The organism is Jiangella muralis (assembly GCF_001270745.1).
Lineage (GTDB): Bacteria > Actinomycetota > Actinomycetes > Jiangellales > Jiangellaceae > Jiangella > Jiangella muralis.
Genome location: NZ_KQ434755.1, coordinates 87,636 through 111,291, shown reverse-complemented (window position 1 = coordinate 111,291; position 23,656 = coordinate 87,636). Strand labels below are relative to the sequence as shown.

Sequence of the window (23,656 nt, the reverse complement as noted above, 5' to 3'; positions counted from 1 at the left end):
GGTTCCCGGAGGGAACGACGGGCCGCTGTCCCCGCGGTGGACGACGTGACGTTCCGCGTCGACAGAGGCCAGATCGTCGGGCTCGTCGGCGAGAGCGGATGCGGCAAGACCAGCATCGCGCGTGCGATCGTCGGCGCCGTGCCCGTGGGTTCCGGTGTGATCAGCCTCGACGGCCACCGGCTGGGACCTCGCCGGTCCTCGGCCGAGCGCCGCCGCATCCAGATGGTGTTCCAGGACCCCGGGACCTCGCTGGACCCACGGCTGACGGTGGCGCGCACCCTCGCCTGGGCGGCTTCTCCGGGTCTGCGGGCCGGCGATATCGCCGACGAAACCGTGGCGGACCTGCTGCGCCAGGTGGGACTCCCGCCCGAGGTGGCCGGCGAGCGGCCCGCGAAGTTGTCGGGCGGGCAACGCCAGCGCGTCGCCGTCGCTCGCGCCCTCGCGGCCGAGCCGGACGTCGTGATCGCGGACGAGGTCGTGTCCTCGCTGGACGTCTCCGCCGCGGGCGCCGTACTCGACCTCCTGCGCATGATCAGCACCGAGCTCGGCGCGGGCGTCCTGTTCATCTCGCACGACCTGTCGGTCGTGCGAAACCTGTGTCACCGGACGATCGTGATGTACCGGGGCCAGGTCGTGGAGCAGGCACCGACCGCGGATCTCTTCGAGAAGCCGGGACATCCCTACACCAGGGCCCTGATCGACTCCGTTCCCAGCGTCGAGCGACGGACCACGGGACCGGTGCTCCGCGACGACGACGCGCGAGCCGACGACGCCGCGGCCACCGGTTGCCGGTTCCGGCCGAGATGCGCCTTGGCAACGCACGAATGTGCCACCGATCAGCCCGCGCTCGTCGGTCCCGCGCACCAAGTGCGCTGTCACCACGCCTGGACGACTGCCTTGGAGGAAGCGTGAAGGTCGCGATCCTGATCTACCCCGGATTCACCGCACTCGACGCCACCGGACCCTTCGAGGTCTTCAACCGGCTCCCGCAGGCCGAAATCACGTTCATCTCACCTGATGGCGGCGACGTGGTCGCCGACTACCCGACGTTCCGGCTGCCGAGCGATGCCATGGCGGACACGGCGCCGCCCGACGTCGTCGTCGTGGCAGGCGGGAGCAGGACCCACGACCAGCTCGGCCGCGAGGATCTGCGCGAGTGGCTGCGTGCGTGTGCGGAGAACTCCCGGGTCGTCTCGTCCGTCTGCACGGGGGCTCTCATCCTGGGCGACGCCGGGCTCCTCGAGGGCCGGCGAGCCACGACCCATTGGTACGAGCTGGAGAGCCTCCGGGCCTTCGGTGCCGAACCGGTGTCCGAACGGGTGGTGTCCTCGGACAAGGTCATCACCTGTGCTGGTGTCTCCGCCGGCATCGACATGGCGCTGACGGTTGTCGCACAGCTCGTCGACGAGGAGTACGCGATGGCGACACAACTCAGCATCGAGTACGACCCGCAGCCGCCGTTCGACGCGGGCAGCGTGCGAACCGCACCCGAGGGCGTGGTTCAGCACCTGACCGAGGTCATGCGGGCCCACTACGGCCCACCCTGGGGTGAGCGAGTCGCTCAGGCCGGTACCAACAGGTGACGAGCCAGGCTCTGGTGCCATCGGCTGGCTTCGAGGAGATCGGCGGTATGGATCGACTCGTCCACATTGTGGAGCCCCGTGAGCACCCGCTCCGCGGACGTGTGGCGAAGGATCGTGAAGCCGTAGGCGTGCGTGCCCACCTGGCGTAGGTGAACCGAGTCCGAGAATCCGGTGATCAGCGTGGGCAGAACGTCGACGGGATCGCCGCACTCGACGAGGGAACGCCGGACCGCCTCGACGAAACGGCCTCCCGGAGGCGAGCTGCTGCCCGGCACCCACGGCGTGAGCGCCTCGACGTCCCACGGCAGGTCGTCGCCCAGGACCGCGTCCAGCTCCGCGAGGAGTTGCGCCCCGGTCGTTCCCGGCAGGACCCGGCAGTCGACATCGACACTGGCTCGCGCCGGCATCACGTTGATGGCGGCCGAACCGCGGAGCCTCGTCGGCGCCAGGGTGCTGCCCGCAAGAGCCCTGGCGCGGTGCGCGAGAATCGGGCTCGACGGCGCCAGGTCGACCAGGGGCGACGGCGCCGACGGCTCGGGCGTGTGGTCGCCGAGCCTCTGCACCAACCGGGCGAGCATCGTCACCGCGTTCCGGCCCAGCGTCGGCATGGACGCATGACCGGCCTCCCCCCGAGCGGTGATCCGCACGGGGAACGATCCCTTCTCGCCGATGTCGAGGAGCGCGACGGTCCGGCCGGCGCGGTCGACGTGCCGCTCGCCGCCGCCCTCGTTGACCGAGTACGTGGGCCGGACATCGGGACGAGTCTCGAGCAGCCAGCGCATGCCGACGTCGGCGGAGCCGTCCTCCTCGTCCGCCACGGCCAGCAGCCACAGGTCGCCCGACAGCTCGGTACCCGACCTTGCGATGGCCGCCATGGCCACCGCCCGGGCGGCGAGCTCGCCCAGCATGTCGAGTGCGCCCCGTCCGTGGAGAAAGCCGTCGGGGTCCACCACCGCCTCGAACGGTGGGTACGTCCAGCCTTCCGGGCTCGCCGGAACGACATCCGTGTGCCCCACGAACGCCAGCGAGTCGCCGTCGCCGCCGGCAAGGTGGGCGACCAGGTTCGCCCGGGCCGGGTCGCGGGCGACCAGCTCGCAGCTGACGCCGTGGGAACCGAGGTAGTCGCTCAGCAGCTCGGCGGCGGCGGTCTCGTTCGCACGACTCGTGTCGAGCCGGATCAGGTCACGTGCCAGCTCGATGACGTCCGCTGGGCCCGGCAGCGCGGCAGCGGTGACCATCACCTGCGCCCGACCAGGTTCACGACCCATGCTGCCAGCTCGGCCTCGTACTCGAGCCGCGACCGGAGGCCGGTGGGACGGCTGTGGGAAGCCGCCTGCAGCTCACAGCGGAACAGGCAGCGGCTGCCCCACTCCGGGGCACTGTCGCGCAATGCCGCCACCCACTTGGCCGGCTCGTGCACCGGGACGCGGGCGTCATGCAGACTTCCGGTCACCAGCACGTCCGGTCGATCACCGGCGGGCGGCAGATTCTCGTACGGCGAGTAGGTCCGCATCCACGCCCACTGTTCCGGGTCCGACGGATCACCCCACTCGTCGTACTCGTTGACGATGAGCGGAATGGTGGGGTCGCTCATGCTATTGAGGACGTCGACGAACGGCACCTCGGCGATGACCCCGCGCCACCGGCCTGGTCGCCGGCTCATGGCAGCAGCTACCGCCAGCCCACCCGCGCTCATGCCACGAAGCACGAGACGAGATCCGTCCACGTGAACGGCGGGTGCGGCGGATCCGTCGCTGATCGCGTCAGCCACCGCCAGGACATCGTCGAACGTGTTCGTCTTGAGGCCGAGCCGTCCGTCGAGCCAGCCGGCGCGACCTTGCTCGCCGCCTCCCCGGACGTGCGCGTGGACGAACACGATCCCGGTATCCAGGAGCGCGGACAAGGCCGGGTCGTAGTGCGGCTCGAAAACCAGCTCGTACGCCCCGTAGACGTAGATCAGCGCCGGTGCGGTGCCGTCCATGGGTGTGCTCGAGTGCGCGATCACCGTGACCGGGACGGACGGGCTCCCGACCCGGAGGCGGCGCGACACGTACGCGTGGACCGGAGCGGCGACAGCCGGCGGCCCCGGAGCGATCGGCTCCGAGGCGGTCAGCGCGATCCGCCGCCACTCGGCCGGGTCGACGCGTGACTCGTCGCGGACCCACAGCTGGTCGCTCGACCACGGAGTCTTCGGATCCAGGCACACCGTGCCGGCAGGATGGCGGCTCGTGATGACCTGCGTCGCGACGGCCGGAGCAGCGTCACGGGCCACCGTCAGCCGACGCCGGCCGCCGGAGCGCTCGTCGAGCACAAGGTGCCCGGCAAACGGGTGAACCGAGTACAGGCGGGTTCCCGGCTCTTCCGGCCGCACCTCGACCCAGGTCGGGGGTGCGGCAGCGCCGTCGCTCATCGGTGTCCACATCAGACGGAACTCGCGGGCCCGCCAGTCGGTGACGAGGGCGAATCCAGGTACGCCAGCACGCGTCCACGACTCTGCCGTGTAGTCCACCCCGTGGTGGCGCCCCCCGATGCTCCGCGCGGCGGGCGGCTCGGCAGCGACGTGCCAGCACTCTCCGGTGTCGCGCGAGTGGCTCTCGATCAGAACGGCCGTCCCATCCCGAGCGCGTCGCGTGGTGATGCGGAAACGCTCATCGTTCTCCGTCAGGACGTGCTCGTCATCGCCGGCCCCGAGTCGGTGACGCCACACCTGGAACGGCCTGGCCGCCGCGTCCATGGTGACGTAGTGGAAGCTCTCCGAGGCTGCATCCCAGGCCCCACCGGGCGCCGTGGCCCGATCGACCACGTCGTGATCCGTCCCGGTCACGAGATCACGGAAGGTCAGACGGAACCCCTCGTCGCCACGACGGTCGATCGACCAGGCGAGCCAGCGACCGTCCGGGCTGATCTCGAACGTGCCCAGGGCGACGTGGCCGTGGCCGTCGGCGATCGCATCGAGGTCGAGCACCACCCGTTCGCTCCGACCGGCGACGATTCGCCCGAACTCGTCGCCCCGGTCCCAGCGATGCCACAGCTCGTCGGCACCCCACCAGCCCACGGGCCGCGCGACCCGCTTCGGCAGTCCTTCGTGCATCGCGGTCAACAGCGCCGCCCGTTCCGCGGCCGATGTCGTGAGACGCGCGTCGTAATACGCACGTTCGCTGGCGAGATGCTCGAGAACCGCTCCCGACGACCGGTCGGCCAGCCATGCGTACGGATCGACGAACACCTCGCCGTGACGCGTGACGACTCGCGGCCGGCGCAGCGGCCGGGGAACCGGTGGATCGCTCACCAGCGGAGTGTCGCAACGGCACCGAAAGTTTGTCAATCGATCGACAAAAAATGCTACCGTCTGCGAGTGACGACGCCCAGCGCTTGGCCCACCGCTCTGGAACTCGGCGCACGCGTCAGCGCAGGAGATGTCAGCGCCGCCGAGCTCGTCACTTCGGCCTTGGAAGCGGCGCGGCGCCTCGATCCCCTGACCCATGCCTTCTGCCGGGTCGACCACGACGAGGCGCTCGAAGTTGCGGCAGAGCTCGATCAGCGGGTCGCTCAGGGCGCCGCGATGCCAGGGCCGCTGGCCGGCGTGCCGACGGCGATGAAGGATCTCCATTCAGAGCGCGGCAAACCGCTGTGCAGTTCGTCTGCCGCCATCAAGCATCCGGTGATGGACGCGGACTCTCCGGCCATCAGAGCGTTGCGTGACGCCGGGCTGGTGTCGATCGGCGCAACCGTCTCGGCCGAGTTCGGGGTCTCGGCCGTGACCGAGTCACCTCTCCACGGCGTGGCGATCAACCCGTGGAACGCCGAGCGGATCAGCGGCGGGTCCAGCGGTGGAGCGGCGGTGGCCGTGGCCTCCGGCATCCTGACCGTCGCCCACGGCTCGGATGGGGCGGGGTCGATCAGGGAACCTGCCAGCTACTGCGGTCTGGTGGGGATGAAGGCCAGCCGCGGCCGGGTCCCGAGCAACGGTGTGGGGTGGGCGTCCGAGGGCGTGCTGACCCGGACGGTCGAGGACACGGCGGCCGCTCTCGACGCCCTTGCCGCGGCGGAACTTCCCCACTGGTACCGGCCGCCGGAGCGGTCGAGGTCCTTCCTCGAAGCAGCCCGAACCGATCCGCCGCCCCTGCGGGTAGCGGTGAGCACCATGCCGGCGCTCCCGGTGGAGGTCGACCCCGAAGCCTCCCGGGTCGTCGAGGCGGTGGCCGACCTTCTCGCCGATCTTGGGCACGACCTCGTGCGCCGGGACATCCCGGGTCTCGATCCGGCCCGTCTGCAGGAGCCGTTCGAGACCTATTGGAGCTGCATCTCCGCGGGCTACACGATCGAGGACGAGGACAGCCTCGATCCGCTCAACGCCTATCTCCGACAACGAGCACTGCAGACCGACACGCTCGCCTATGTCTCGGCACTGGACTCGCTGGTCGCCCAGTCGATCCCGATGTACGCCCTGTGGCGAGATGTCGACGTGGTGCTGACGCCCACCAGCGCGATCCCGGCGCCCCGCGTGGGCGAGGTCGGCACGGCGCCCGGCGAGGATCCGATCAAGGGCCTGCATCGCGTCGAAGCCCTGGCTGCCATGACATTTCCGGCCAACCTGCTCGGTCTGCCCGCCATCTCGATCCCCGTGATCGACGCCGTGCCGACGCCGCTCGGCGCCCAGCTCATCGGAGGACCACAACGCGACGACGTCGTTCTCTCACTCGCCGGGCAACTGGAACGGGCGCGCCCGTGGCGTGGCCGGGTCCCCATGATCTGACGCCGCGCGGCTCGAGACCTGTCAGCGGCGATCGCTGGCGTCGGGGGTGGGATCAACGGGTCCGGTAACGCGCGTAGACGAGTCCGCTGTCGAACGCACGCTCCTCGACCAGGTCGAGATCGAGGCGCACCCCGTCGGGGAAGAACCGCTTGCCGCCGCCGACCACGCTCGTGGTGATGAACAGGTGGTACTCGTCCACCAGTCCGGCAGCGATCGCCTGGGCCGCGAGGTTCGGGCCGTCGACGCTGAGGTCGTGATCGGCTTCGGCCTTGAGCTTGCGCACCGCGTCCGGATCGAAGGTCCGCTCGATCCTGGTCTTCGCGCTGGACACCGACTCCAGCGTCGTGGAGTACACGATCTTCTCCGCGGCCTGCCAGTCGCGGGCATACTGCAGGATGTGCGGCGGCACCTCCGGCTCGGCGTGCGCGGTCTCCCAGAAGACCATCGTCTCGTACATCCGCCGGCCGTAGAGGAACGTGCCCACGTGGCGGAAGACGTCGCCGATGAACGTGTGCACCTCCTCGTCCTCGGCCCCCCGTCCGAGGTCACCCTCCGCCGCCTCGGCGTAGCCGTCGAGTGAGGTGATCATCGAGTAGATGAGCTTGGCCATGTTCGGCTCCTTCTGCTTGTGGCGAGTCAGGTGACTCACCTCTAGCTGACCGTATTGACCCTTGGGTCGTGAGTCAACCGACTCACCTCTGTGCCACACTGGCGGCATGCCACGCGAACTCTCGGCGTACCACCGGCAGGTCGCTGCGGCCAACCGTTCGGCCATCCTCGACGCGGCGGCAGGCCTGTTCCTCGAGTTCGGCTACGACCGGACCTCGCTGGCGCGCGTCGCCGAGAGCGCCGGAGTCTCCAGGGCGACGCTGTTCAAGCAGTTCCCGACGAAGGCAGAGCTCTTCGAGGCGACGGTGCTCGCGGCCGGGGACGCGTCTGAAGGAAAGCTCGTCGACCCGCCGTCCGGAGACTTCCGAGCGGGCCTGGTCGTCCTGGGCCTCGCGTACGCGGAGCTGCTGTCCCGGCCTCGCATGGCGGACTTGATCCGGGCCGTGATCGCCGAGTCCCCGAGGTTCCCGGAACTACGCGAGCGGACCTTCGATTTCGGCACGCTACCCGTGCTCGCGGCACTTCGGCGCTACCTCCTGGCGGAGAACGCTGCGGGAACCGCCGACGTGGATGACCCGGACGTGGCGGCAGCGCAGTTCCTGGGCATGATCGCTACTGTCGTCTTCTGGCCCCGCCTCGTCCACGGCAACTGGTCGCTCAGCGAAGACGAGACGTTCCACGTGGTCGACGAAGCAGCTCGGACGATCGCCGCACGCTACGCCGCGCCCGCGCAGAGGACTGTTGACGTCGCCGGGTCGGCGTCCTAGGGCGGGCCGCAGGAGCCGCAGCAGAAGTAGCCCGGCTGTGCGCCACATCGTCAGTGTCCGGCGAGTGCGCGGGCCAGCCCACTCAGTACTCGCCGCGTCAGCCGTCCCTGCCCCAGTCCGAGGTCGACCAGGTCGTCGAACACGCCCTGGTCCCTGCCGGCTGCCGTGATGCCGCCGGTCAACACGGCCGGGACCGCGGTCAGCCGAGCCGCCGCGGCCGTGTGTCGCAGGTGCCGCCCGAGGAGCGCCCGCACCTCGGTCCGGTGCCGGCGACCGGCCGTCTCCGGCCGCTGCGATCTGACGGCCGCCGCGGTGACCCGGCCGGCCAGCGCCCCGGTCGCCACCGCATAGTGGATGCCCTCGCCGGTCATCGGGTTGATCAGGCCGGCGGCATCGCCGGCCAGCAGGAGGCGGCCGTCGGGCTGGGACCAGCGCCATGACGACAGGGGCAGGTGGTGGCCGCGCCAATCGGTCCCGTCGTCCGCGCCGGGCAGCAGTTCGCCCAGGCGCCGGAGCAGCGCCGCCTTCGACAGCCCATCGGTGCCGAACGCACCGTAGCCGACGTTGGCCAGGCCGTCGCCGCGGTCGAAGCACCAGGCGTAGGCCTGCGCATGCTCCTGGTCGAAGGCGATGATCTGCCGGCCCGACCAGCGTGGTGGCGTCGCGACGTAGCCGCGCAGGGCGACGGCCCGTTGCCGGACGGCGGGGACGCCGGCGGCCCGGCGGACGACGGAGTAGGCGCCGTCAGCGCCGACCACGACCCGCGCGGTGAGGTCGTCGTCGATGGCCACGCCGCCCGCCTCCTGCCGGACGGTGCGCACTCGGTGACGCTCGAAGCGGGCACCGGCTGTGATCGCGGCCTCGAGCAGCCGGTGGTCGAAGACCGCCCGCGGGACGACCCGGACCGGTCGCCGCATCGGACGCGCTACCCGGTGTTCGCCGTGCGAGAGCTCCAGCCGCCGCACCGGTGCCCAGTCGTCCAGGAGGCCCGGTACGCCGAGCTCGGCCAGCACATCCGTCACGTCCGGCGAGATGCCGTCGCCGCATGCCTTGTCGCGAGGGAAGGCGGCCCGGTCGAGCACCAGCACCCGCAGCCCGGGGGCCGCCGTCAGCGCGCCGAGCGCCGCCGCCGCTCCGGCCGGGCCGGCGCCCACGACGATGAGGTCCCATGGGTCGTCCATGCGAGTCCATTACCCAACGCGGGTTCAGCTGCGCAACACCAGCAGCACGACGTCGACAAGGGCGATGGCCATCACCGCGCGGAACGGGGTCGCCCCGCGGCCACGCAATGCCAGCACGACGAGGACGCCGACGACGCCGAGGCCGCCCCAGGCCCACGCCGGCGGCCGGCCCGGGCCCAGCACCACCAGCGCGGACGCGACGGACAGCACGACCACCGCCGTGAGCCGGGCGCGCGCTGGACCGAGCCGGTGCGGCAGGCCGCGCACGCCGGTGGCGGCGTCGTCCTCGAGGTCGGGCAGCACGTTGACGAGGTGTGCGCCCACGCCGAGCAGGGCACCGGCAGCGACCATCCAGCCGGGCGGCCACTCAGGTGGGTCCAGGGCGAGGCTCACCACGGCAGGCAGCAGCCCGAACGCGACCGCATACGGCAACCACGACAGCGCCGTACGTTTCACCACCAGGTTGTAGGCCACGCCACAGGCGACCAAGCCCAGGTGCAACGATCCTGCGGCCCACCCCAGAGCCAACGAGAAGGCCACGCACGCGACCCCCGCGACGACCAGCGCGCCGCGCACCGCCGAAACCGACACACGGCCAGTGGCCAGCGGCTTGTCCGCGCGGCCCACGGCGCGGTCGCGGCCGGCGTCGATCAGGTCGTTGGACCAGCCGATGGTGAGCTGGCCGGTGAACACGGCTGCCATGACGAGGGCGAGAGTCGCGGCGTCGTGGCCGAGGCGCAGCGCCAGCAGCCCGCTCAGCGCGGTGACCGCCGCCGTCGGCTCCGGGTGGCAGGCTCGCACCAGGCCCGCCGCTGCAATTCTTACCGCCACCGTCCGAAGTTTAAGGCCGCCGAATTGGCGTATTACTTGACCATGACGCGCATTCTGTCTGTTCGCGGTGCCCTACCCGATCACAAGTACGCGCAGGCGGATCTGACGGCGGAGTTCGCCGGCATGATCGCCCCGGCCGGCCGGTACGACCACGCGCTGCTGGAACGCTTCCACGCCAACGCCGGCGTGAGCACTCGGCACCTCGCGCTGCCGAAGGAGCGCTACGCCGCCCTGAGCGACTTCGGCGCCTCCAACGACGCGTTCATCGAGGCCGCCGTCGAGCTCGGCGTCCGGGCGATCACCGACGCCCTCGACGCCGCCGGTCTGACGGCGGGTGACGTCGACCTGATCGTCTCGACCACCATCACCGGCCTCGCGGTCCCGTCGCTCGACGCCCGCATCGCCGGGCGGATCGGGCTGCGCCCCGACGTGAAGCGGGTGCCGATCGTCGGCCTCGGCTGCGTGGCGGGCGCGGCGGGGATCGCGCGGGTGCACGACTACCTGCTCGGCCACCCCGGCGACGTCGCGGTCCTGCTGTCCGTCGAACTGTGCTCGCTGACGGTGCAGCGCGCCGACGCGTCGATCCCCAACCTCGTCGCCAGTGGCCTGTTCGGTGACGGCGCCGCCGCCGCCGTCGCGGTGGGCGCCGAACGCGCCGCCGGCCTCGACCCACCGGCCGGGCGGGTCCGGCCCGCCGTGCTGGCCAGCCGGAGCCGGCTCTACGCCGACACCGAGCGGGCCATGGGCTGGGACGTCGGTGCGACCGGGCTGCGCATCGTGCTGAGCGCCGACGTGCCCGAGCTGGTGCGCACCCAGGTCGGCGACGACCTCGACGGGTTCCTGTCCGGCCACGGCCTGCGCCGCGAGGACGTCGAGTGGTGGGTGTGCCACCCGGGCGGGCCGAAGGTGCTGGAGGCCATGCAGGAGGCGCTCGGCGTCGACCACGACGCGCTGGCGCTGACGTGGGACTCGCTCGACCGCATCGGCAACCTGTCGTCGGCGTCGGTGCTGCACGTGCTCGCCGATACCCTCGAGCTGCGCCCGCCACGGCCGGGGTCGTACGGGATCATGCTGGCCATGGGCCCGGGATTCTGCCTCGAACTCGTCCTGCTGCGAGGGTGAGCGATGTCTGACGTGCTGTTCACCGTGCTGGTGGGACTGGTCGGCCTCGAACGGCTGGCCGAGCTGGTGGTGTCGAAGCGCAACGCGGCCTGGAGCTTCGCCCGGGGTGGGGTCGAGTACGGCCGGGGCCATTACCCCGTCATGGTCGTCCTGCACACGGCCCTGCTGGTGGGCGCCGTCGCGGAGGTGTGGATCCGCCGGCCGGACTTCGTGCCCGCGCTCGGCTGGACGATGCTGGCGCTCGTCGTGCTGGCCCAGGGGTTGCGCTGGTGGTGCATCGCGACGCTCGGGCCGCAGTGGAACACCCGGGTGATCGTCGTGCCCGGCCTCGTTCTCGTGCACGGCGGGCCGTACCGCTGGCTCCGTCACCCCAACTACGTCGCCGTCGTGATCGAGGGGTTCGCCCTGCCGCTCGTGCACTCGGCCTGGATCACCGCCGTCGTGTTCACCGCGCTCAACGCCGTCCTGCTCGCCGTCCGGCTGTCGGTGGAGAACGCCGCGTTGACCGAGCTGACCCCAGAGACGGCGTCGTGATCGACGTTGTCGTCGCCGGCGGCGGCCCGGCCGGATTGACGGCGGCACTCTACGCGGCGCGCAGCGGCCTCGAGGTGGTGGTGTACGAGCCGCGTCCCGCGCCGATCGACAAGGCGTGCGGTGAGGGACTCATGCCCGGCGCCGTCGCCGCCCTCACACAGCTCGGTGTGCACCCGGAGGGGCAGTCGCTGCGCGGGATCCGCTACGTGTCCGGATCCCGGTCGGTCGGGGCGGACTTCCGCGCCGGCCCCGGTCGCGGGGTCCGGCGGACGACCTTGCACGCCGCGCTGCGCCAGGCGGTCGATGACGCCGGTGTCCCCGTCGTGCCGGCTGCCGTCGGGACGGTCGTCCAGGCACCCGATGGGGTCGATGTCGACGGCGTCCGCGCCCGGTACCTCGTCGGCGCTGACGGGCTGCATTCGCCGATCCGCCGCCACCTCGGTCTGGACGTCCCGGTCGGGTCGGCGCGCCGGTTCGGGCTGCGCTCCCACGTCCGGATGGCGCCGTGGACCGACTACGTGGAGGTGCACTGGGCACCGGCGGCCGAGGCGTACGTGACGCCGGTCGGTCCGGGTCTCGTCGGCGTCGCGGTGCTGACCAGGGTGCGTGCGCAGTTCGACGCGCACCTCGATGCCTTCCCGGAACTGCGCGAACGCATCGCCGGCCGCCCGATGACGACGGTACGCGGCGCCGGTCCGCTCCGGCAGCGGTCGCTGCACCGGGTCGCCGGCCGCACGCTCCTGGTCGGCGACGCCGCCGGCTACGTCGACGCGCTCACCGGCGAAGGAGTGGCACTGGGCATGGCCCAGGCCCGGGCCGCAGTGGCCGCGATCGTCGCCGACACGCCAGCCCGCTACGAGCTGGCGTGGCGGCGTCTGACCTGGCGCTACGAGGTGATCACCCGTGCCCTCGTCGGCGCGACGTCGACCACCATCGGACGGCGAGCCCTCGTTCCGTTCGCGGCCGCTCTCCCACGTCTGTTCGGCGCCACCGTCAACATCCTCGCCCGGCCCGCGTGAGCGCCTCATCAGTCGTCGCCGCCGACCACGAACTAACCACTCAGGACACTGGCGCGGCACGGGCACCGACCGGCGTGACGCTCCGCGCACCGTCGGGCCGGCCTCGACCCGTCAGGCCGGATCGGCGGGGAGCCAGACGCGCATCGTCGAGACGCCGCGGTTGCCCCAGGAGTGGTACGGGGTCAGCCGCAGCGTCACGGCGCGCGGTTCCGGGCGCGGTTCGGCGCCGTCGTACGGCCACGAGCCGGCTTCGTCGGGCGCCGGGGCGACCAGGCCGGCCAGCTCCACGACACCACCGGCCTCGACCGGGGTGACGCCGGGAGCGACGGCGACCAGGTCGAGGTCGACGTCGGGCTGGTCGACGGACTCGGCGCAGTAGAGGACCGGGCCGCGCTCGACCGCGACGCAGCCGCGGACGGCGTCGATGCGTGGGTCGGCGACGGTGACGCGCGGCGCGACCGGCAGCGTCAGGACCACCTCGTCGCCCGCCACGACCGTGACCGTCACCCGGCCCGGTTCGACGGGGTCGGGCGCACCGCCGCGAGCCGCCAACGTCGCGCCGGACGCCCACCCGGGCACCCGCAGCGACAGCTCGACCGGCCGATCCGCCGCGTCGACCGTCACCGCGACGACGCCGTCGTCGGGGTAGCGGGTCGTGACGGTGAGCCGCACCGCCGCGCCGCCGGGCAGCGCCGCCGACACCGTGCCGGCCGCGTACTGGTGCAGCTGCACGCCATCGTCGTCGGCCGTCGCCAGATAGCCGCCGAGCGAGGCCAGCAGCCGCGCGACGTTCGTCGGACAGCAGGACGTGGTGAACCACGGCGAGCGCATACCGCCGGTGCGGAACAGGCTCGGGTTGTCGGCGTCGGGCACCAGGCTCGGCGCGCGCCGGTGCAGCGTGTTGACGTAATGGAAGCCGCGGCCGTCGTCGGCCGGGCAGGTGGCCACCACGTTGTACAGCGCCCGCTCGATGACGTCGGCGTACCGTTCCTCGCCGGTGACCAGCAGCAGCCGCCACGCCAGCATGACGGAGGCGACGGCGGCGCAGGTCTCGGCGTACGCGCGGTCGGACGGCAGCTCGAAGTCGGCGCCGTAGGTCTCGCCGTGGTGGTGCGAGCCCATGCCGCCGTGCAGGAAGGTACGCCGGGCCAGCGTGCGGTCGTACTGACGGCGGACGGCGTCGAGCAGCGCGTCGTCGCCGGTCTCGACCGCGACGTCCACGGCGCCAGCGGCGAGGTACAGCGCCCGCACGGCGTGCCCCTCGAACGCGTCCAGCTCACGAATCGGGCGGCGGTCCTGGTAGTAGCTGGCGCCGCCGTACATGGTGTCGCCGAGGGTGTCGTGGCCGCGGCGGTCGACGAAGACGCGGGCCTGCTCGAGGTAGCGCCGCTCGCCGGTGACGCGGTACAGCTCGACCAGCGCGGTCTCGATCTCCGGGTGCCCGCAGAGACCGGGGTTGGCGCCGTCGGCGAAGGTCGCGCACACATGGTCGGCCACCGCGACGCCCAGCGCGACGAGGTCGTCGTCCGGGCCGGTCGTGCGGGCGCGCGCGACGGCGGCCTGGATGAGGTGGCCGTAGCAGTACAGCTCGTGGCCCCAGGCGAGGTCGGAGTAGCGCTCCGGCTGGCCGTCGCGGCCGTAGAACGTGTTGAGGTAGCCGTCGGGCTCCAGCGTGGCGCGGAACAGTGCGGTCAGCTCGCGAATGCGCTGGTCCGACGACGGCGCCGGCTCGCGGCCGGTCTCCCAGACCAGGGCCTCGACGTACTTGTAGACGTCGGAGTCGGTGAACAGCCGGCCCTTCCGCGCGGCGGGTAGCGTGCCGGCGACGGCGGCGCGGAAGTTCTCGACCCACCCGGCCCGCTCCAGCCACTCGTCGCAGTGCGGGATGATCGCGTCGCGGTTCAGCCGCTGCCGGTCGGCCCAGAAGCCCCCGCCGATGCGCACCTCGCCCAGCCCCAGCGGCTCGTACCGGCCCGCCGTCCGCGGCCGCACCGCCGCCACCGTGCCCCGTCCGTCCACGCCCGGTTCCGTCCTCTCCGTCGTCATCGTCAGCCTTTCAGTGCGCCGGACATGAACCCGCGCATGTAGTGCCGCTGCAGCAGCAGGAAGATCAGCACGCAGGGGATGGCCGTCACGACGATGCCGGCCTGCAGCGCGCCGAGGTCGACCGAGCCGAACTCGCCGCTGCGCAGGCTCACCAGCGCCACCGGCAGGGTGAACTTGGCGCCGTCGCTGAGGAAGATCAGCGGCGCGATGAACTCGTTCCACGACGCGAGGAACGCGAACAGCCCGACCGTGATCATCGACGGCAGCACCGCGCGCAGCAGCACCCGGCGCAGCGCGCCGAACGAGGTGCAGCCGTCCATCAGTGCGCTCTCCTCCAGCTCCTTGGGCAGCGCCTCGAATGCGTTGCGCATCATGAACAGCGCGAACGGCAGCTGGAACATCACCAGCACGAGGCTCAGCCCGACCAGCGAGTTCTGCAGCCCGACGTAGCCGAACAGCTGGTAGAGCGGTACCAGGATGGTCGGGTGCGGGATCATCAGGATCGCCAGCGCCGACAGGAACAGCAGGTTCTTGCCCGGGAACTCGTAGCGGGCGAACGCGTACCCGGCCAGCACCGCCACGACCAGCGTGCCGGCCACCGTCAGCGCCGACACCGCGACGCTGTTCCACAGGTAGACGAGCAGGCCCTCGCCGTAGTCGGCCAGCCGCTCGTAGTTCTTCGTGCCGTAGGTGCCCTCGCCGCCGGTCGCCTGGCCACCGGTGACCGAGCGCACCGACGACCACACCAGCGGGCTGAGGAACAGCACCGCCAGCGCCGTCGCGAAGCCGTAGAACCCGGTGCTGCGGGCGGCCCTGCGGACGCGGCGGCGCCGCGTCGCGGCCGCGGGCGGCGGCGGCGTGGGCCGGGCGCTCGCCGTCTGCTGCATCGTCGCGCTCATCGGGTCTTGTCCTTCCGCAGCACCAGCAGCTGGACGGCGTTCAGCGCGACCAGCACCACCAGCAGGACGATCGCCAGCGCGGCCGAGCGGCCGAGGTCGAACAGCGTGAACGCCTCGCGGAACATCGCGATGACCATGGTCACCGTGCTGTTGTCGGGACCGCCGGCGGTCAGCACGTAGAACGGCTCGAACGCCAGCAGCGAGCCGGTCACGGTCAGGATCAGCACCAGCGCGATGGACGGACGCAGCAGCGGCAGCGTCACGTGCCGCAGCGTCTGCCACCACGACGCGCCGTCCATGCGCGACGCCTCGTACACCTCGCCCGGGATCGCCTGCAGCCCGGTCAGCAGGATCAGCATGTTGAAGCCGGCGAACCGCCAGGTCACCATCACGACGGTGGACGCGAACGCGTTGTCCGGGGTGCCGAGGAAGTCGGGGTTGCCGCTGGACAGCCCGATCGCCCGCAGCAGGTCGTCGAGCGGGCCGTACTCGTTGTTGTACAGCGCGTAGAACAGCAGCGACGCCGACGCCAGCCCCACCACGGAGGGCAGGAAGAACGCCGTCCGGAACAGCCCGACGCCAGGCCGCGACTCCTGCACCAGCAGCGCCAGCCCGAGCCCGATGACCAGGTACAGGACGGTCACGACCACCGTGTACTTGACGGTGAACCAGATGGAGTCGAGGAACAGCTGGTTGTCGGCGATGGCCCGGTAGTTGTCGACGCCGTTGAACTCCGGCTCGCCGATCAGCGGCCAGTCGTTCACCGACATCCACACCGCCATGCCGATCGGCACCAGGAACAGCAGGACGACGATCAGCGCGGCGGGCGTGGCGTAGGCCAGGCCGACCAGGCCCCGGAGGCCCCGCCGCGACGTGCGCCGCGGCGGGGCACCGGGCCGGACGGCCGGTGTGGTGGAGGTGGCGGCCACGCGGAGCTACCGGGCCAGCGACGAGTTCACGGCGTCGAGCGACGCGGACAGCGCGCCGGCCGCGTCGTCGCCGAACAGCGCGCCGCGGGCGGCCTCCAGCCACGGCCCGTTCGGGTCGTTGAAGGTCTGGCCGTAATTGAGCGCGTATGGCGTGTGCCCCTTGACGATCAGCTCGTTCAGCGTGACCTGCCGGGGGTCGGCGGCGGCGTACTCGTTGTCGGCGAGGTCGGTGCGCACGGTGAGGTTGTCGCTCTTCGCGAACACCTCCAGCTGCGCGTCGTCGGACAGTGACCAGGACAGGAAGTCCCACGCGGCGTCGGCGTGCTCGGAGTTGGCCGAGATGCCGATGACGTCGCCACCGACGAACGTCGACACGTCGCCGGTGGTGCCCGGGATGCCGTTGACGCCGATCTTCAGCTGGTCGGTCTCGGTGACGTTCTGCAGCACCGAGTTGCTGGCCAGCATGTAGCCGACGTTGCCGCCGGCGAACACCTCGTCACGGGTGGGGCCGGACTCGTTGCGGACGGCGTCGGCCGTCGCGCCCGAGGCGAACATGTCGTTGAACGCCTGGAACACCTCGACGACCTCGGGGCTGTCGAGGTTCGCCGCGGTGCCGTCGTCGTTCAGCGGCTCGCCGCCGGACGCCCACACGGCCGGGAAGTGCGTGAACGAGATGCTGCCGCCGTTGTTGCCGGTGTAGTAGAGCCCGACGGCGTCGCCGCCGAGCGCCGCGACCTTCTCGGCGTTGGCGGCGAGGTCGGCCAGCGTGGCCGGCGCGACGGACGGGTCGACGCCGGCCTGCTCGAGCAGCACGTCGTTCTGGAACAGCGCGGACACCGCGACGTTGTGCGGGACGGTGTACGTCTCGCCCTCGTACGTGCCCAGCTTCATGTGCGACGGCGCCAGCGCGTCGGCGAAGTCCAGCTGCTCGACCCGGTCGGTGATGTCGAGGTACATGTTCTTCGACGTGAAGTTCGGCGTGTAGATGACGTCCGACGCGAGCAGGTCGGGCAGGTCGCCGGAGCCGGCCGCGACGCCCACCTTCTGCAGGTAGTTGTCGGTCGGCACCACGGTGAGCTGCACCTGGTTCTCGTGCGAGGCGTTGTACGCGTCGACCAGCGCCTGACTCTGCGCCGCCGTCGCCGCCCGGACCCACATGGTGATGGTGGTGCCGTCGTCGACGGCCTCGCCCGTCATCTCCGCCGCGTCGTCGCCCGAGCCGCACGCGGCCAGGGCGAGTGTCACCGCCGCCGCGAGCCCGACAGACCACCGTCGCCGACCACTGTGTCGCGCCATGCCCGTCTCTCCTCATCACACCGGCCGCCGTCGGCCGGACCGGATTGCAGGTCTACCTATCTGCGGGACACCATGACACCTATCAGATGAGTTAGCAAGAGCTTGTGCCGACAGTGTGACCCGCTGCCGCCCAGTTCCCCCCTAACGTGCAGCTCGACGGCGAATCTTCGCCACATGGTCTTGGAAGCTCATCAGATATCTGCCATAGTGACGTCCGTGGCGGAGAGCACAGTGACGAGCAGTCAGGACGGCGACGGCCGGTCCGAGCCGTTGACCGATCGAGCGGTCCGGCATCTCGAGGACCTGATCTTCGCCGGCGAGGTGCAGCCCGGCGCGGCCCTGCCGTCGGAGGCGGAGCTCGCGGGCCAGCTGGGCATCAGCCGGCTGACCGTACGCGAAGCGGTGCGCAACCTCAGCGCCCGCGGCCTGCTGGAGATCAGGCAGGGCCGCCGCCCGACCGTCGCGTTCCCCAACGCAGCGCCCGTCAGCGGATTCTTCACCGCCGCGCTGCGCCGCGACCCGCGTACGCTGCTCGACCTCCTCGAGGTCCGCATGGCCATCGAGGTGCACGCCGCGCTGCTGGCCGCCACCAACGCCAGCCGCACCGACGTCACCGCGCTGGAGCTGAGCCTGGAGAGCATGTACCGGGCCGAGGACGAGGAGGCGCTGAACCTCGCCGACGTCCGGTTCCACGCGGCCGTCGCAGCCGCCAGCGGCAACCAGATGCTCAGCTTCCTGGTCGAGGGCATGGAAGAGCCGCTGCACAGCAGCCGGCTGAAGAGCCTGCGCGCCTACCTCGTGCGCGGCAAGGCCATCGACGACCTCCTCGCCGAGCACCGCGCCATCCTCGACGCCGTCCGCGCCCGCGACCCCGAGGCAGCCGCCGCGGCCATGCGCTCGCACCTCGTCCACACCCGCCACGACCTGCGCACCGCGCTGTCACGGCCGCCGGATCTCGCGGCCGGCACCACGCACCCCGAATGACCGACAGGAGCACGCGTGAAGATCAGTGAAGTCCGCACCACCGTCGTCGGGACGCCCTGGCGCGAGCTGACGTTCGTCGAGGTCATCACCGACGACGGCCGCGTCGGGCTGGGCGAGGCGCGCATGCTCAACAAGACCGACACGCTGCTGGCCTGCATCGCCGAACTGTCCCGCCGCTACGTCATCGGGTCCGACCCGTTCGACGTCGAGAAGCTGGCCTGGCAGCTGACGTGGGAGGAGTACGGCCGCGTCGGCGAGGTCACTGCCACGGCGCTGGCCACGCTCGACATGGCATACCACGACCTCATGGGCCAGGCGCTCGGAGTGCCGGTGCACCGGCTGCTCGGCGGCACGATGCGTTCCCGGATTCCGGCGTACGCCAACGGCTGGTACCAGGGCGGCCGCGACCCGGAGGAAATCGCCTCGCTCGCGCGCGCCGTCGTCGCGCGCGGGTACCGCGGCCTGAAGATCGACCCGTTCGGCGCGGCGACGGCCGAGCTGTCGCCGTCCGAGCTGCGGCGCGCCGTCGCGATCGTCGGCGCCGTCCGCGACGCCGTCGGGCCCGACGTCGCGCTGATGATCGAGATGCACGGACGGTTCACCGCGGCCACCGCGGCCCGGGTCGCCGCGGCGCTGACGCCACTCGATCCCGCGTGGCTGGAGGAGCCGGTCCCGCCGCACGACGTCGCCGGACTCCGTCAAGTCCGGGCGGCCACGACGGCGCCGATCGCGACCGGCGAGCGGGTGCACAGCGTGCCGGAGTTCCGCGAGCTGATCACCGGCGGGCTGGTCGACGTCATTCAGGCCGATCTCACCCACATCGGCGGGTTCACCGGGCTGCGCAAGCTGGCCGGCTGGGCCGAGGCGTACAACCTGCAGCTCGCGCCGCACAACGTCTGCGGCCCGGTCGGCACCGCCGCGAACGTGCACTTCGCGGCCGCCGCTCCCGGACTCAAGGTGCTCGAACACTTCAACGACTTCGCCGACCCGTGGGTGGCCGGCCTGGTGACGGGGGCGCCGTCGGTCGACGCCTCCGACGGCGCCTTCGCGCTGCCGACGGCGCCCGGGCTCGGCGTCCGGCTCGACCACGACGCGTGCGCCGAGCATCCGCGCACCCACGTCCACTTCAACCTCATGCGTGAGGGCTGGGAGCGGCGCGACTCGCTGTCGGCGGTGTCGTCGTGACCGCCGCGCGCACCGCTCCGGACCCGGCGGCGCTGCTGGCCCGCGTCGGGCTGCCGGGTTCGGACGCGTACGACCTGCCGGCGTCGCAGTTGCGGTTCCCCGACGGCGCCGAGTACCGCGTCGAGATCCCCAGCGTCGAGGGCCCGGCCTGCCTCGACGCCGTCCTCGAGGTGGCCCGCGAGCTGGACGTCCCGGTCACCCGGATCTCCCAGGGCACCGGCGTCGGGCTGCTCACCGCCGACGAGCTGGATCGGATGGCCGCGACGGCCGCCGCTGCCGCCGTGGAGGTCAGCCTGTTCGCCCGGCCGTGCGCCGGCTGGGGGACGTCGGCGATGGCGCGTGCTGCCGCGGGCGCGGCCGTCGCGCCGACCGCGCACGGCCAGGACCAGGTGGCCGCCGTCGTCGACGAGATCGTGCGGGCCGCCGAGCATGGCTTCCGCAGCGTGCTCATCGCCGACCTCGGCGTGCTGTCGGTATTCGGCCGGCTGCGTTCGTCCGGCGACCTGCCTCCGGACATGCAGGCCAAGACGTCGGTCATGCTGCCCGCGTCGAACCCGGCGACGGCGCGGGTCCTGGAGGATCTCGGCGCCGACACCATCAACGTGCCGACCGACCTGACGCTGCCGCAGCTGGCCGCGATCCGCGCCGCCGTGTCCGTGCCCCTGGACGTCTACGTCGAGGCGCCCGACAACATCGGCGGGTTCGTCCGGCACCACGAGATCGGCCGCATCATCACCGTCGCCGCACCCGTGCACGTGAAGTTCGGGTTGCGCAACGCGCCCGACGTGTACCCGTCCGGCACCCATCTCGAGGCCACTGCCGTCGCGCTGAGCCGCGAACGCGTGCGCCGGGCGCGGCTCGGACTGGACCTCCTCGCTCGGCACCACACGGGAGCGACGGCGTCCGCCCCCGGCGCCGCCGGGCTCGCGGTCCCTACAGCAACCTATGATCACGAAGGATCACGCGACGCCGGCGGTGCGTGAAGTCGACCCCCACCCGGATCTCCGGCCCCGGCAGCAGCGCGACCGGGTGGCTCCGGTGGGCCGGGGACGAGACGCCGGCTCCCGGGTGCCCCGGGATGGGCTCGTGGGCGTGCTCAGTCGTGTCCGACGTAGACGGATGTGACCCGGGTGAAGAAGTCGACGGCAGCGGCGCCCTGCTCGCGGTAGTGACGACGGCCGGCGGCTGGAACATCCCGTCGCCGGCGTTCATCGTGCCCACGCACGAAGCCGGCCACGCGGCGGACATTTGTGCCGAGAGCAGGATTCAGCAACGACGCTGGGCCGAGCGCCTTCGTACGTCGCTAAGCCAGGCCAGAGCGGACAAGGCGTCGGTCACTACGGGCCCGGCCGGCCCGCTGCGCCGATGGAGGCCGCTCGACAGCTCCGGTCTCCGAACGATGATCACCTCGATGCCGAGATGGTCGGCGGCCTCCAGGAAGTTCCTGACACCGGTGTCACCGGAATCGGCCGCGACCAGCAGACGCACGTTCCCGGCGCCCATGACGGAAATCGCTCCCCGAAGCCCGTATCGAGTGGCGTCCGGTTGCCGCACCCAGCCAGGGAGTTGAGGGTCCATGGAGGTCCGTCTGCGGTGGCTGATGGCCGATCGCCCGCCCAGGTCGCCCAGCCGCGCCGTGAGATGCAGCGGTTCCAGCGCGATCATGACGTCGCCCGGGTGTCGCGATGCCTCGCGCACGGCTGCGTCGAACGAGGCCACCCACCTCCACCGCGGAGATCCCGCAACGTCGTCGAACGGCGGTGGCACCGCACGGAGAAGCGGTAGCCCGGCAACGTCGCAGGCAGCCGCCACCGCAGCGGACATGTCCTCTGCATAGGGCTCTGCGGCGTTGATCACCATGTCCACCGCATATCTCTGGAACATCGTCACCAACGCGGTCGGCTCGGGGTGAGCGTCGTACACGATCCCTTCGCCACGGCCAGGCTTGTCCTCAGTCACCAGCCGGACGTAGTCCGGGTCTCCGTATTCGAATGCCATCACCAGGTCTGTGACCAACGTGGTCGATCCGATGATCAGAGTCGCCATGCCCAACTCCCGGCCCGGCGGTTGACCGCCCGCCGTTGAACACATCAGATTAGCACGACAATTGACCTATCTATCGCACCACTTTACGGCCAACCAGGGGAGACTCTTAGCTGCCCGAGCGGTGCGCCGAACCGTCTCGGAGTGGTCTGGCAGCGCCGGTCCACCCACCGACAATCTCGCCAGGGCTGTTCGTTCGCGTCTGGTTGCCGATCCAGCGGTGGATCTCGGTGGACAGGACGGCCAGGGGGACGGCACCGTTGCCCAGGACGGCGTCGTGGAAGGCGCGGATGTCGACGCCGGCACCGAGGCGCTCGCGGGCGGCCCGGCGCAGCGCGTCGATCTCCAGCCGGCCGGTCATGTAGGCCAGCGCCTGGCCGGGCCAGGCGATGTACCGGTCCACCTCGTTGACGACGTTCGGCGGCGAGACGGCGCTGTTGGCGAGCATGAAGTCGATCGCCTGCTGACGCGTCCAGCCCTGGTGGTGCAGGCCGGTGTCGACAACCAGGCGGCAGGCCCGCCACGCATCGCACGACAGCATGCCGAAGCGGAACAGGTCGTCCGAGTACAGCCCCATCTCGTCGGCCAGCCGCTCGGCGTAGAGGCCCCACCCCTCGCCGAAGGCGGCGATGTAGTGGTAGCGGCGGAACGCCGGCAGCCGGGTGAGTTCCTGGGCGGCGGCGAACTGCAGGTGGTGGCCGGGCACGCCCTCGTGGAACGCCAGCGTCTCGTACTCGAACCGGGTTCGGGTCCACGGCTGGTACGTGTTGACGTTGTACTGGCCGGGCCGTCCCCCGGCCGGCGGCATGTACTCCCCGATCACCGCCGCGGGCGCGACTACCGCGTTCATCGGCTCGACCACGCAGTCCGCCGACGGGATGCGGCCGAACCAGCGGGGCAGCGCCGCCTCCGCCCGGGCCACCGCCGCCCGCGCGTCGGCGACGATGTCCTCGGCCGACGCGTAGCGCAGGGCCGGATCGGTGCGCAGCTTCTCGACGAGCGTGTCGAAGTCGCTGATGCCGAACACCTTCTGCCCCAGCTCGGAGAACTCCTCGCGCAGCTGCGCGCACAGGTCCAGCCCGAGCCGATGCAGCTCCTCCGGCGTCCGCGACGTCGTGGTGTGTGCCGCGACGGCGCGCGCGTACATCTCGCCGCCGTCCGGCAGGTGCAGCAGCCCGCTGCGCTCGTCCGGGCGGGCCGCCGCCAGCACCGGGCCGGACAGCGTCTCCAGCAGCGCCGTGAACGCCGGGCGGATGCTGTCGGTGACGAGAGCGCGGACGTCGTCCTCGACGCCGGTGCCCGCGGCGGGCGCCACCATCAGGTCGGCGTCGGCGGGCGTGGCGAGGTAGGCGCGCACCCGCTCGATCGTCTGCTCGACTCCGCGGCGGGTGGGCACGCGCCCGGACGCCACGCCCGCCGATGCGCGCACCGTGATGCCGTCCACGTACGCCCGGATCCCCGTCATCCGGCTCAGGTAGTCGCGTTCGCTCTGCGGGGTGCGCAGGCTGGTGTACGCCAGGGTGGCCAGCACGCCCGCCACGGGCCCGGCATGCCCGGAGACCGTGAACTCCAGGTGCCGGTCCACCAGTGGAGCCGCCTCCGAGCGGGCCGAGTGGATCAGCACATCGCGGGTGACACGGTCGTCGTCGCCGAGGCCGTCGGCGGGGATCGCCTCGGCTTGTGCCGCCAGGTCCAGCAGCCGTTCGCCGGCGGCCAGTTCGGCCGCCTCGCCGAGGTCGGGGACTCGGTCGTCGTACCCGGGAACGCCGAAGACGGAGGCGGTGAACGGGTTGGCGGAGCTGGTGGTCTCCAGGTAGTCGTCGGCGAGGCGGGCGATCGAGCCGGCCCTCTCGGTGTCCTGCGTCATGACGT

Annotated in this window: 21 protein-coding genes; 10 read left to right on the top strand and 11 right to left on the bottom strand. The window is 71.6% G+C overall.

The features are described 5' to 3' along the window. The first annotated feature begins 36 nt into the window (after nucleotides 1-36). Complete coding sequence (locus tag ACW62_RS10845; protein WP_053204127.1) at nucleotides 37-912, top strand: ABC transporter ATP-binding protein; 876 nt, start codon at nucleotides 37-39, stop codon at nucleotides 910-912. Then, the gene (locus ACW62_RS10840; protein WP_053204126.1) at nucleotides 909-1,583 is read left to right on the top strand and encodes a DJ-1/PfpI family protein; all 675 of its coding nucleotides are present in this window, start codon (nucleotides 909-911) and stop codon (nucleotides 1,581-1,583) included. Before ACW62_RS10845 ends, ACW62_RS10840 begins: the two co-directional genes overlap by 4 nt. On the opposite strand, the gene ACW62_RS10835 is transcribed toward ACW62_RS10840, so the two are convergent. Together ACW62_RS10835 and ACW62_RS10830 are read right to left on the bottom strand one after the other, a co-directional pair. Continuing rightward, nucleotides 1,562-2,851 (bottom strand): M20 family metallopeptidase, encoded by a 1,290-nt coding sequence (locus tag ACW62_RS10835; RefSeq protein WP_157574672.1) that lies wholly within the window; start codon nucleotides 2,849-2,851, stop codon nucleotides 1,562-1,564. The two genes, ACW62_RS10840 and ACW62_RS10835, sit on opposite strands and share 22 nt — an antisense overlap. Then, nucleotides 2,821-5,067, bottom strand: coding sequence for a prolyl oligopeptidase family serine peptidase (locus ACW62_RS10830; RefSeq protein WP_157574671.1), 2,247 nt, complete (start codon nucleotides 5,065-5,067; stop codon nucleotides 2,821-2,823). Before ACW62_RS10830 ends, ACW62_RS10835 begins: the two co-directional genes overlap by 31 nt. Here ACW62_RS10830 and ACW62_RS10825 point away from each other — a divergent pair. Continuing rightward, nucleotides 5,032-6,339, top strand: a complete 1,308-nt coding sequence (locus tag ACW62_RS10825) for an amidase (RefSeq protein ID WP_169792032.1) — start codon at nucleotides 5,032-5,034, stop codon at nucleotides 6,337-6,339. The two genes, ACW62_RS10830 and ACW62_RS10825, sit on opposite strands and share 36 nt — an antisense overlap. Nucleotides 6,340-6,391: 52 nt before the next feature. On the opposite strand, the gene ACW62_RS10820 is transcribed toward ACW62_RS10825, so the two are convergent. Then, nucleotides 6,392-6,949: a dihydrofolate reductase family protein gene (locus ACW62_RS10820; RefSeq protein ID WP_053204122.1), complete on the bottom strand. Its 558-nt coding sequence runs from the start codon at nucleotides 6,947-6,949 to the stop codon at nucleotides 6,392-6,394. A 106-nt stretch (nucleotides 6,950-7,055) separates the two neighbouring features. Between ACW62_RS10820 and ACW62_RS10815 the strand changes: the two genes are divergently transcribed. Beyond that, complete coding sequence (locus tag ACW62_RS10815; protein ID WP_053204121.1) at nucleotides 7,056-7,715, top strand: TetR/AcrR family transcriptional regulator; 660 nt, start codon at nucleotides 7,056-7,058, stop codon at nucleotides 7,713-7,715. 50 nt (nucleotides 7,716-7,765) lie between these two features. On the opposite strand, the gene ACW62_RS10810 is transcribed toward ACW62_RS10815, so the two are convergent. Both ACW62_RS10810 and ACW62_RS10805 read right to left on the bottom strand, forming a co-directional pair. After that, nucleotides 7,766-8,896, bottom strand: a complete 1,131-nt coding sequence (locus ACW62_RS10810; RefSeq protein WP_053204120.1) for an NAD(P)/FAD-dependent oxidoreductase — start codon at nucleotides 8,894-8,896, stop codon at nucleotides 7,766-7,768. Nucleotides 8,897-8,920: 24 nt separating this feature from the next. Further along, on the bottom strand, nucleotides 8,921-9,727 hold the full coding sequence (locus tag ACW62_RS10805; protein WP_053204119.1) for a UbiA family prenyltransferase: 807 nt from the start codon (nucleotides 9,725-9,727) through the stop codon (nucleotides 8,921-8,923). Nucleotides 9,728-9,769: 42 nt separating this feature from the next. Here ACW62_RS10805 and ACW62_RS10800 point away from each other — a divergent pair, with 42 nt between their 5' ends. From ACW62_RS10800 to ACW62_RS10790, 3 genes are read left to right on the top strand one after another with little or no spacing between them, the layout of a single operon-like run. Continuing rightward, on the top strand, nucleotides 9,770-10,849 hold the full coding sequence (locus tag ACW62_RS10800) for a type III polyketide synthase (RefSeq protein WP_053204118.1): 1,080 nt from the start codon (nucleotides 9,770-9,772) through the stop codon (nucleotides 10,847-10,849). Nucleotides 10,850-10,852: 3 nt separating this feature from the next. Continuing rightward, nucleotides 10,853-11,383, top strand: coding sequence for an isoprenylcysteine carboxyl methyltransferase family protein (locus ACW62_RS10795; protein WP_053204117.1), 531 nt, complete (start codon nucleotides 10,853-10,855; stop codon nucleotides 11,381-11,383). After that, nucleotides 11,380-12,402: an NAD(P)/FAD-dependent oxidoreductase gene (locus ACW62_RS10790; protein ID WP_205629275.1), complete on the top strand. Its 1,023-nt coding sequence runs from the start codon at nucleotides 11,380-11,382 to the stop codon at nucleotides 12,400-12,402. Before ACW62_RS10795 ends, ACW62_RS10790 begins: the two co-directional genes overlap by 4 nt. Before the next feature lie 111 nt (nucleotides 12,403-12,513). On the opposite strand, the gene ACW62_RS10785 is transcribed toward ACW62_RS10790, so the two are convergent. The 4 genes from ACW62_RS10785 to ACW62_RS10770 are packed head-to-tail and all read right to left on the bottom strand — an operon-like array spanning nucleotide 12,514 to nucleotide 17,572. After that, entirely contained in the window at nucleotides 12,514-14,421 is a 1,908-nt protein-coding gene (locus ACW62_RS10785; RefSeq protein WP_205629274.1) for a glycoside hydrolase family 127 protein, read from the bottom strand. Nucleotides 14,422-14,450: 29 nt separating this feature from the next. Continuing rightward, entirely contained in the window at nucleotides 14,451-15,347 is an 897-nt protein-coding gene (locus ACW62_RS10780) for a carbohydrate ABC transporter permease (protein ID WP_083459614.1), read from the bottom strand. Continuing rightward, nucleotides 15,344-16,276, bottom strand: coding sequence for a carbohydrate ABC transporter permease (locus tag ACW62_RS10775; RefSeq protein ID WP_053204115.1), 933 nt, complete (start codon nucleotides 16,274-16,276; stop codon nucleotides 15,344-15,346). The genes ACW62_RS10780 and ACW62_RS10775 overlap by 4 nt, the downstream gene beginning before the upstream one ends. A gap of 6 nt (nucleotides 16,277-16,282) precedes the next feature. Continuing rightward, nucleotides 16,283-17,572 (bottom strand): ABC transporter substrate-binding protein, encoded by a 1,290-nt coding sequence (locus ACW62_RS10770; RefSeq protein WP_053204114.1) that lies wholly within the window; start codon nucleotides 17,570-17,572, stop codon nucleotides 16,283-16,285. A gap of 231 nt (nucleotides 17,573-17,803) precedes the next feature. Here ACW62_RS10770 and ACW62_RS10765 point away from each other — a divergent pair, with 231 nt between their 5' ends. The 3 genes from ACW62_RS10765 to ACW62_RS10755 are packed head-to-tail and all read left to right on the top strand — an operon-like array spanning nucleotide 17,804 to nucleotide 20,724. Beyond that, nucleotides 17,804-18,556 (top strand): FadR/GntR family transcriptional regulator, encoded by a 753-nt coding sequence (locus tag ACW62_RS10765; protein WP_053204113.1) that lies wholly within the window; start codon nucleotides 17,804-17,806, stop codon nucleotides 18,554-18,556. A gap of 15 nt (nucleotides 18,557-18,571) precedes the next feature. Next, nucleotides 18,572-19,741, top strand: coding sequence for a mandelate racemase/muconate lactonizing enzyme family protein (locus ACW62_RS10760; protein ID WP_053204112.1), 1,170 nt, complete (start codon nucleotides 18,572-18,574; stop codon nucleotides 19,739-19,741). After that, a complete protein-coding gene (locus ACW62_RS10755) occupies nucleotides 19,738-20,724 on the top strand; it encodes a U32 family peptidase (protein WP_205629273.1) in 987 nt (328 codons plus the stop codon). Before ACW62_RS10760 ends, ACW62_RS10755 begins: the two co-directional genes overlap by 4 nt. Nucleotides 20,725-21,007: 283 nt before the next feature. On the opposite strand, the gene ACW62_RS10750 is transcribed toward ACW62_RS10755, so the two are convergent. Together ACW62_RS10750 and ACW62_RS10745 are read right to left on the bottom strand one after the other, a co-directional pair. Further along, nucleotides 21,008-21,787 (bottom strand): precorrin-6A/cobalt-precorrin-6A reductase, encoded by a 780-nt coding sequence (locus ACW62_RS10750; protein WP_053204111.1) that lies wholly within the window; start codon nucleotides 21,785-21,787, stop codon nucleotides 21,008-21,010. Nucleotides 21,788-21,893: 106 nt separating this feature from the next. Further along, complete coding sequence (locus tag ACW62_RS10745) at nucleotides 21,894-23,651, bottom strand: DUF885 domain-containing protein (protein WP_053204110.1); 1,758 nt, start codon at nucleotides 23,649-23,651, stop codon at nucleotides 21,894-21,896. Nucleotides 23,652-23,656 lie beyond the last annotated feature (5 nt).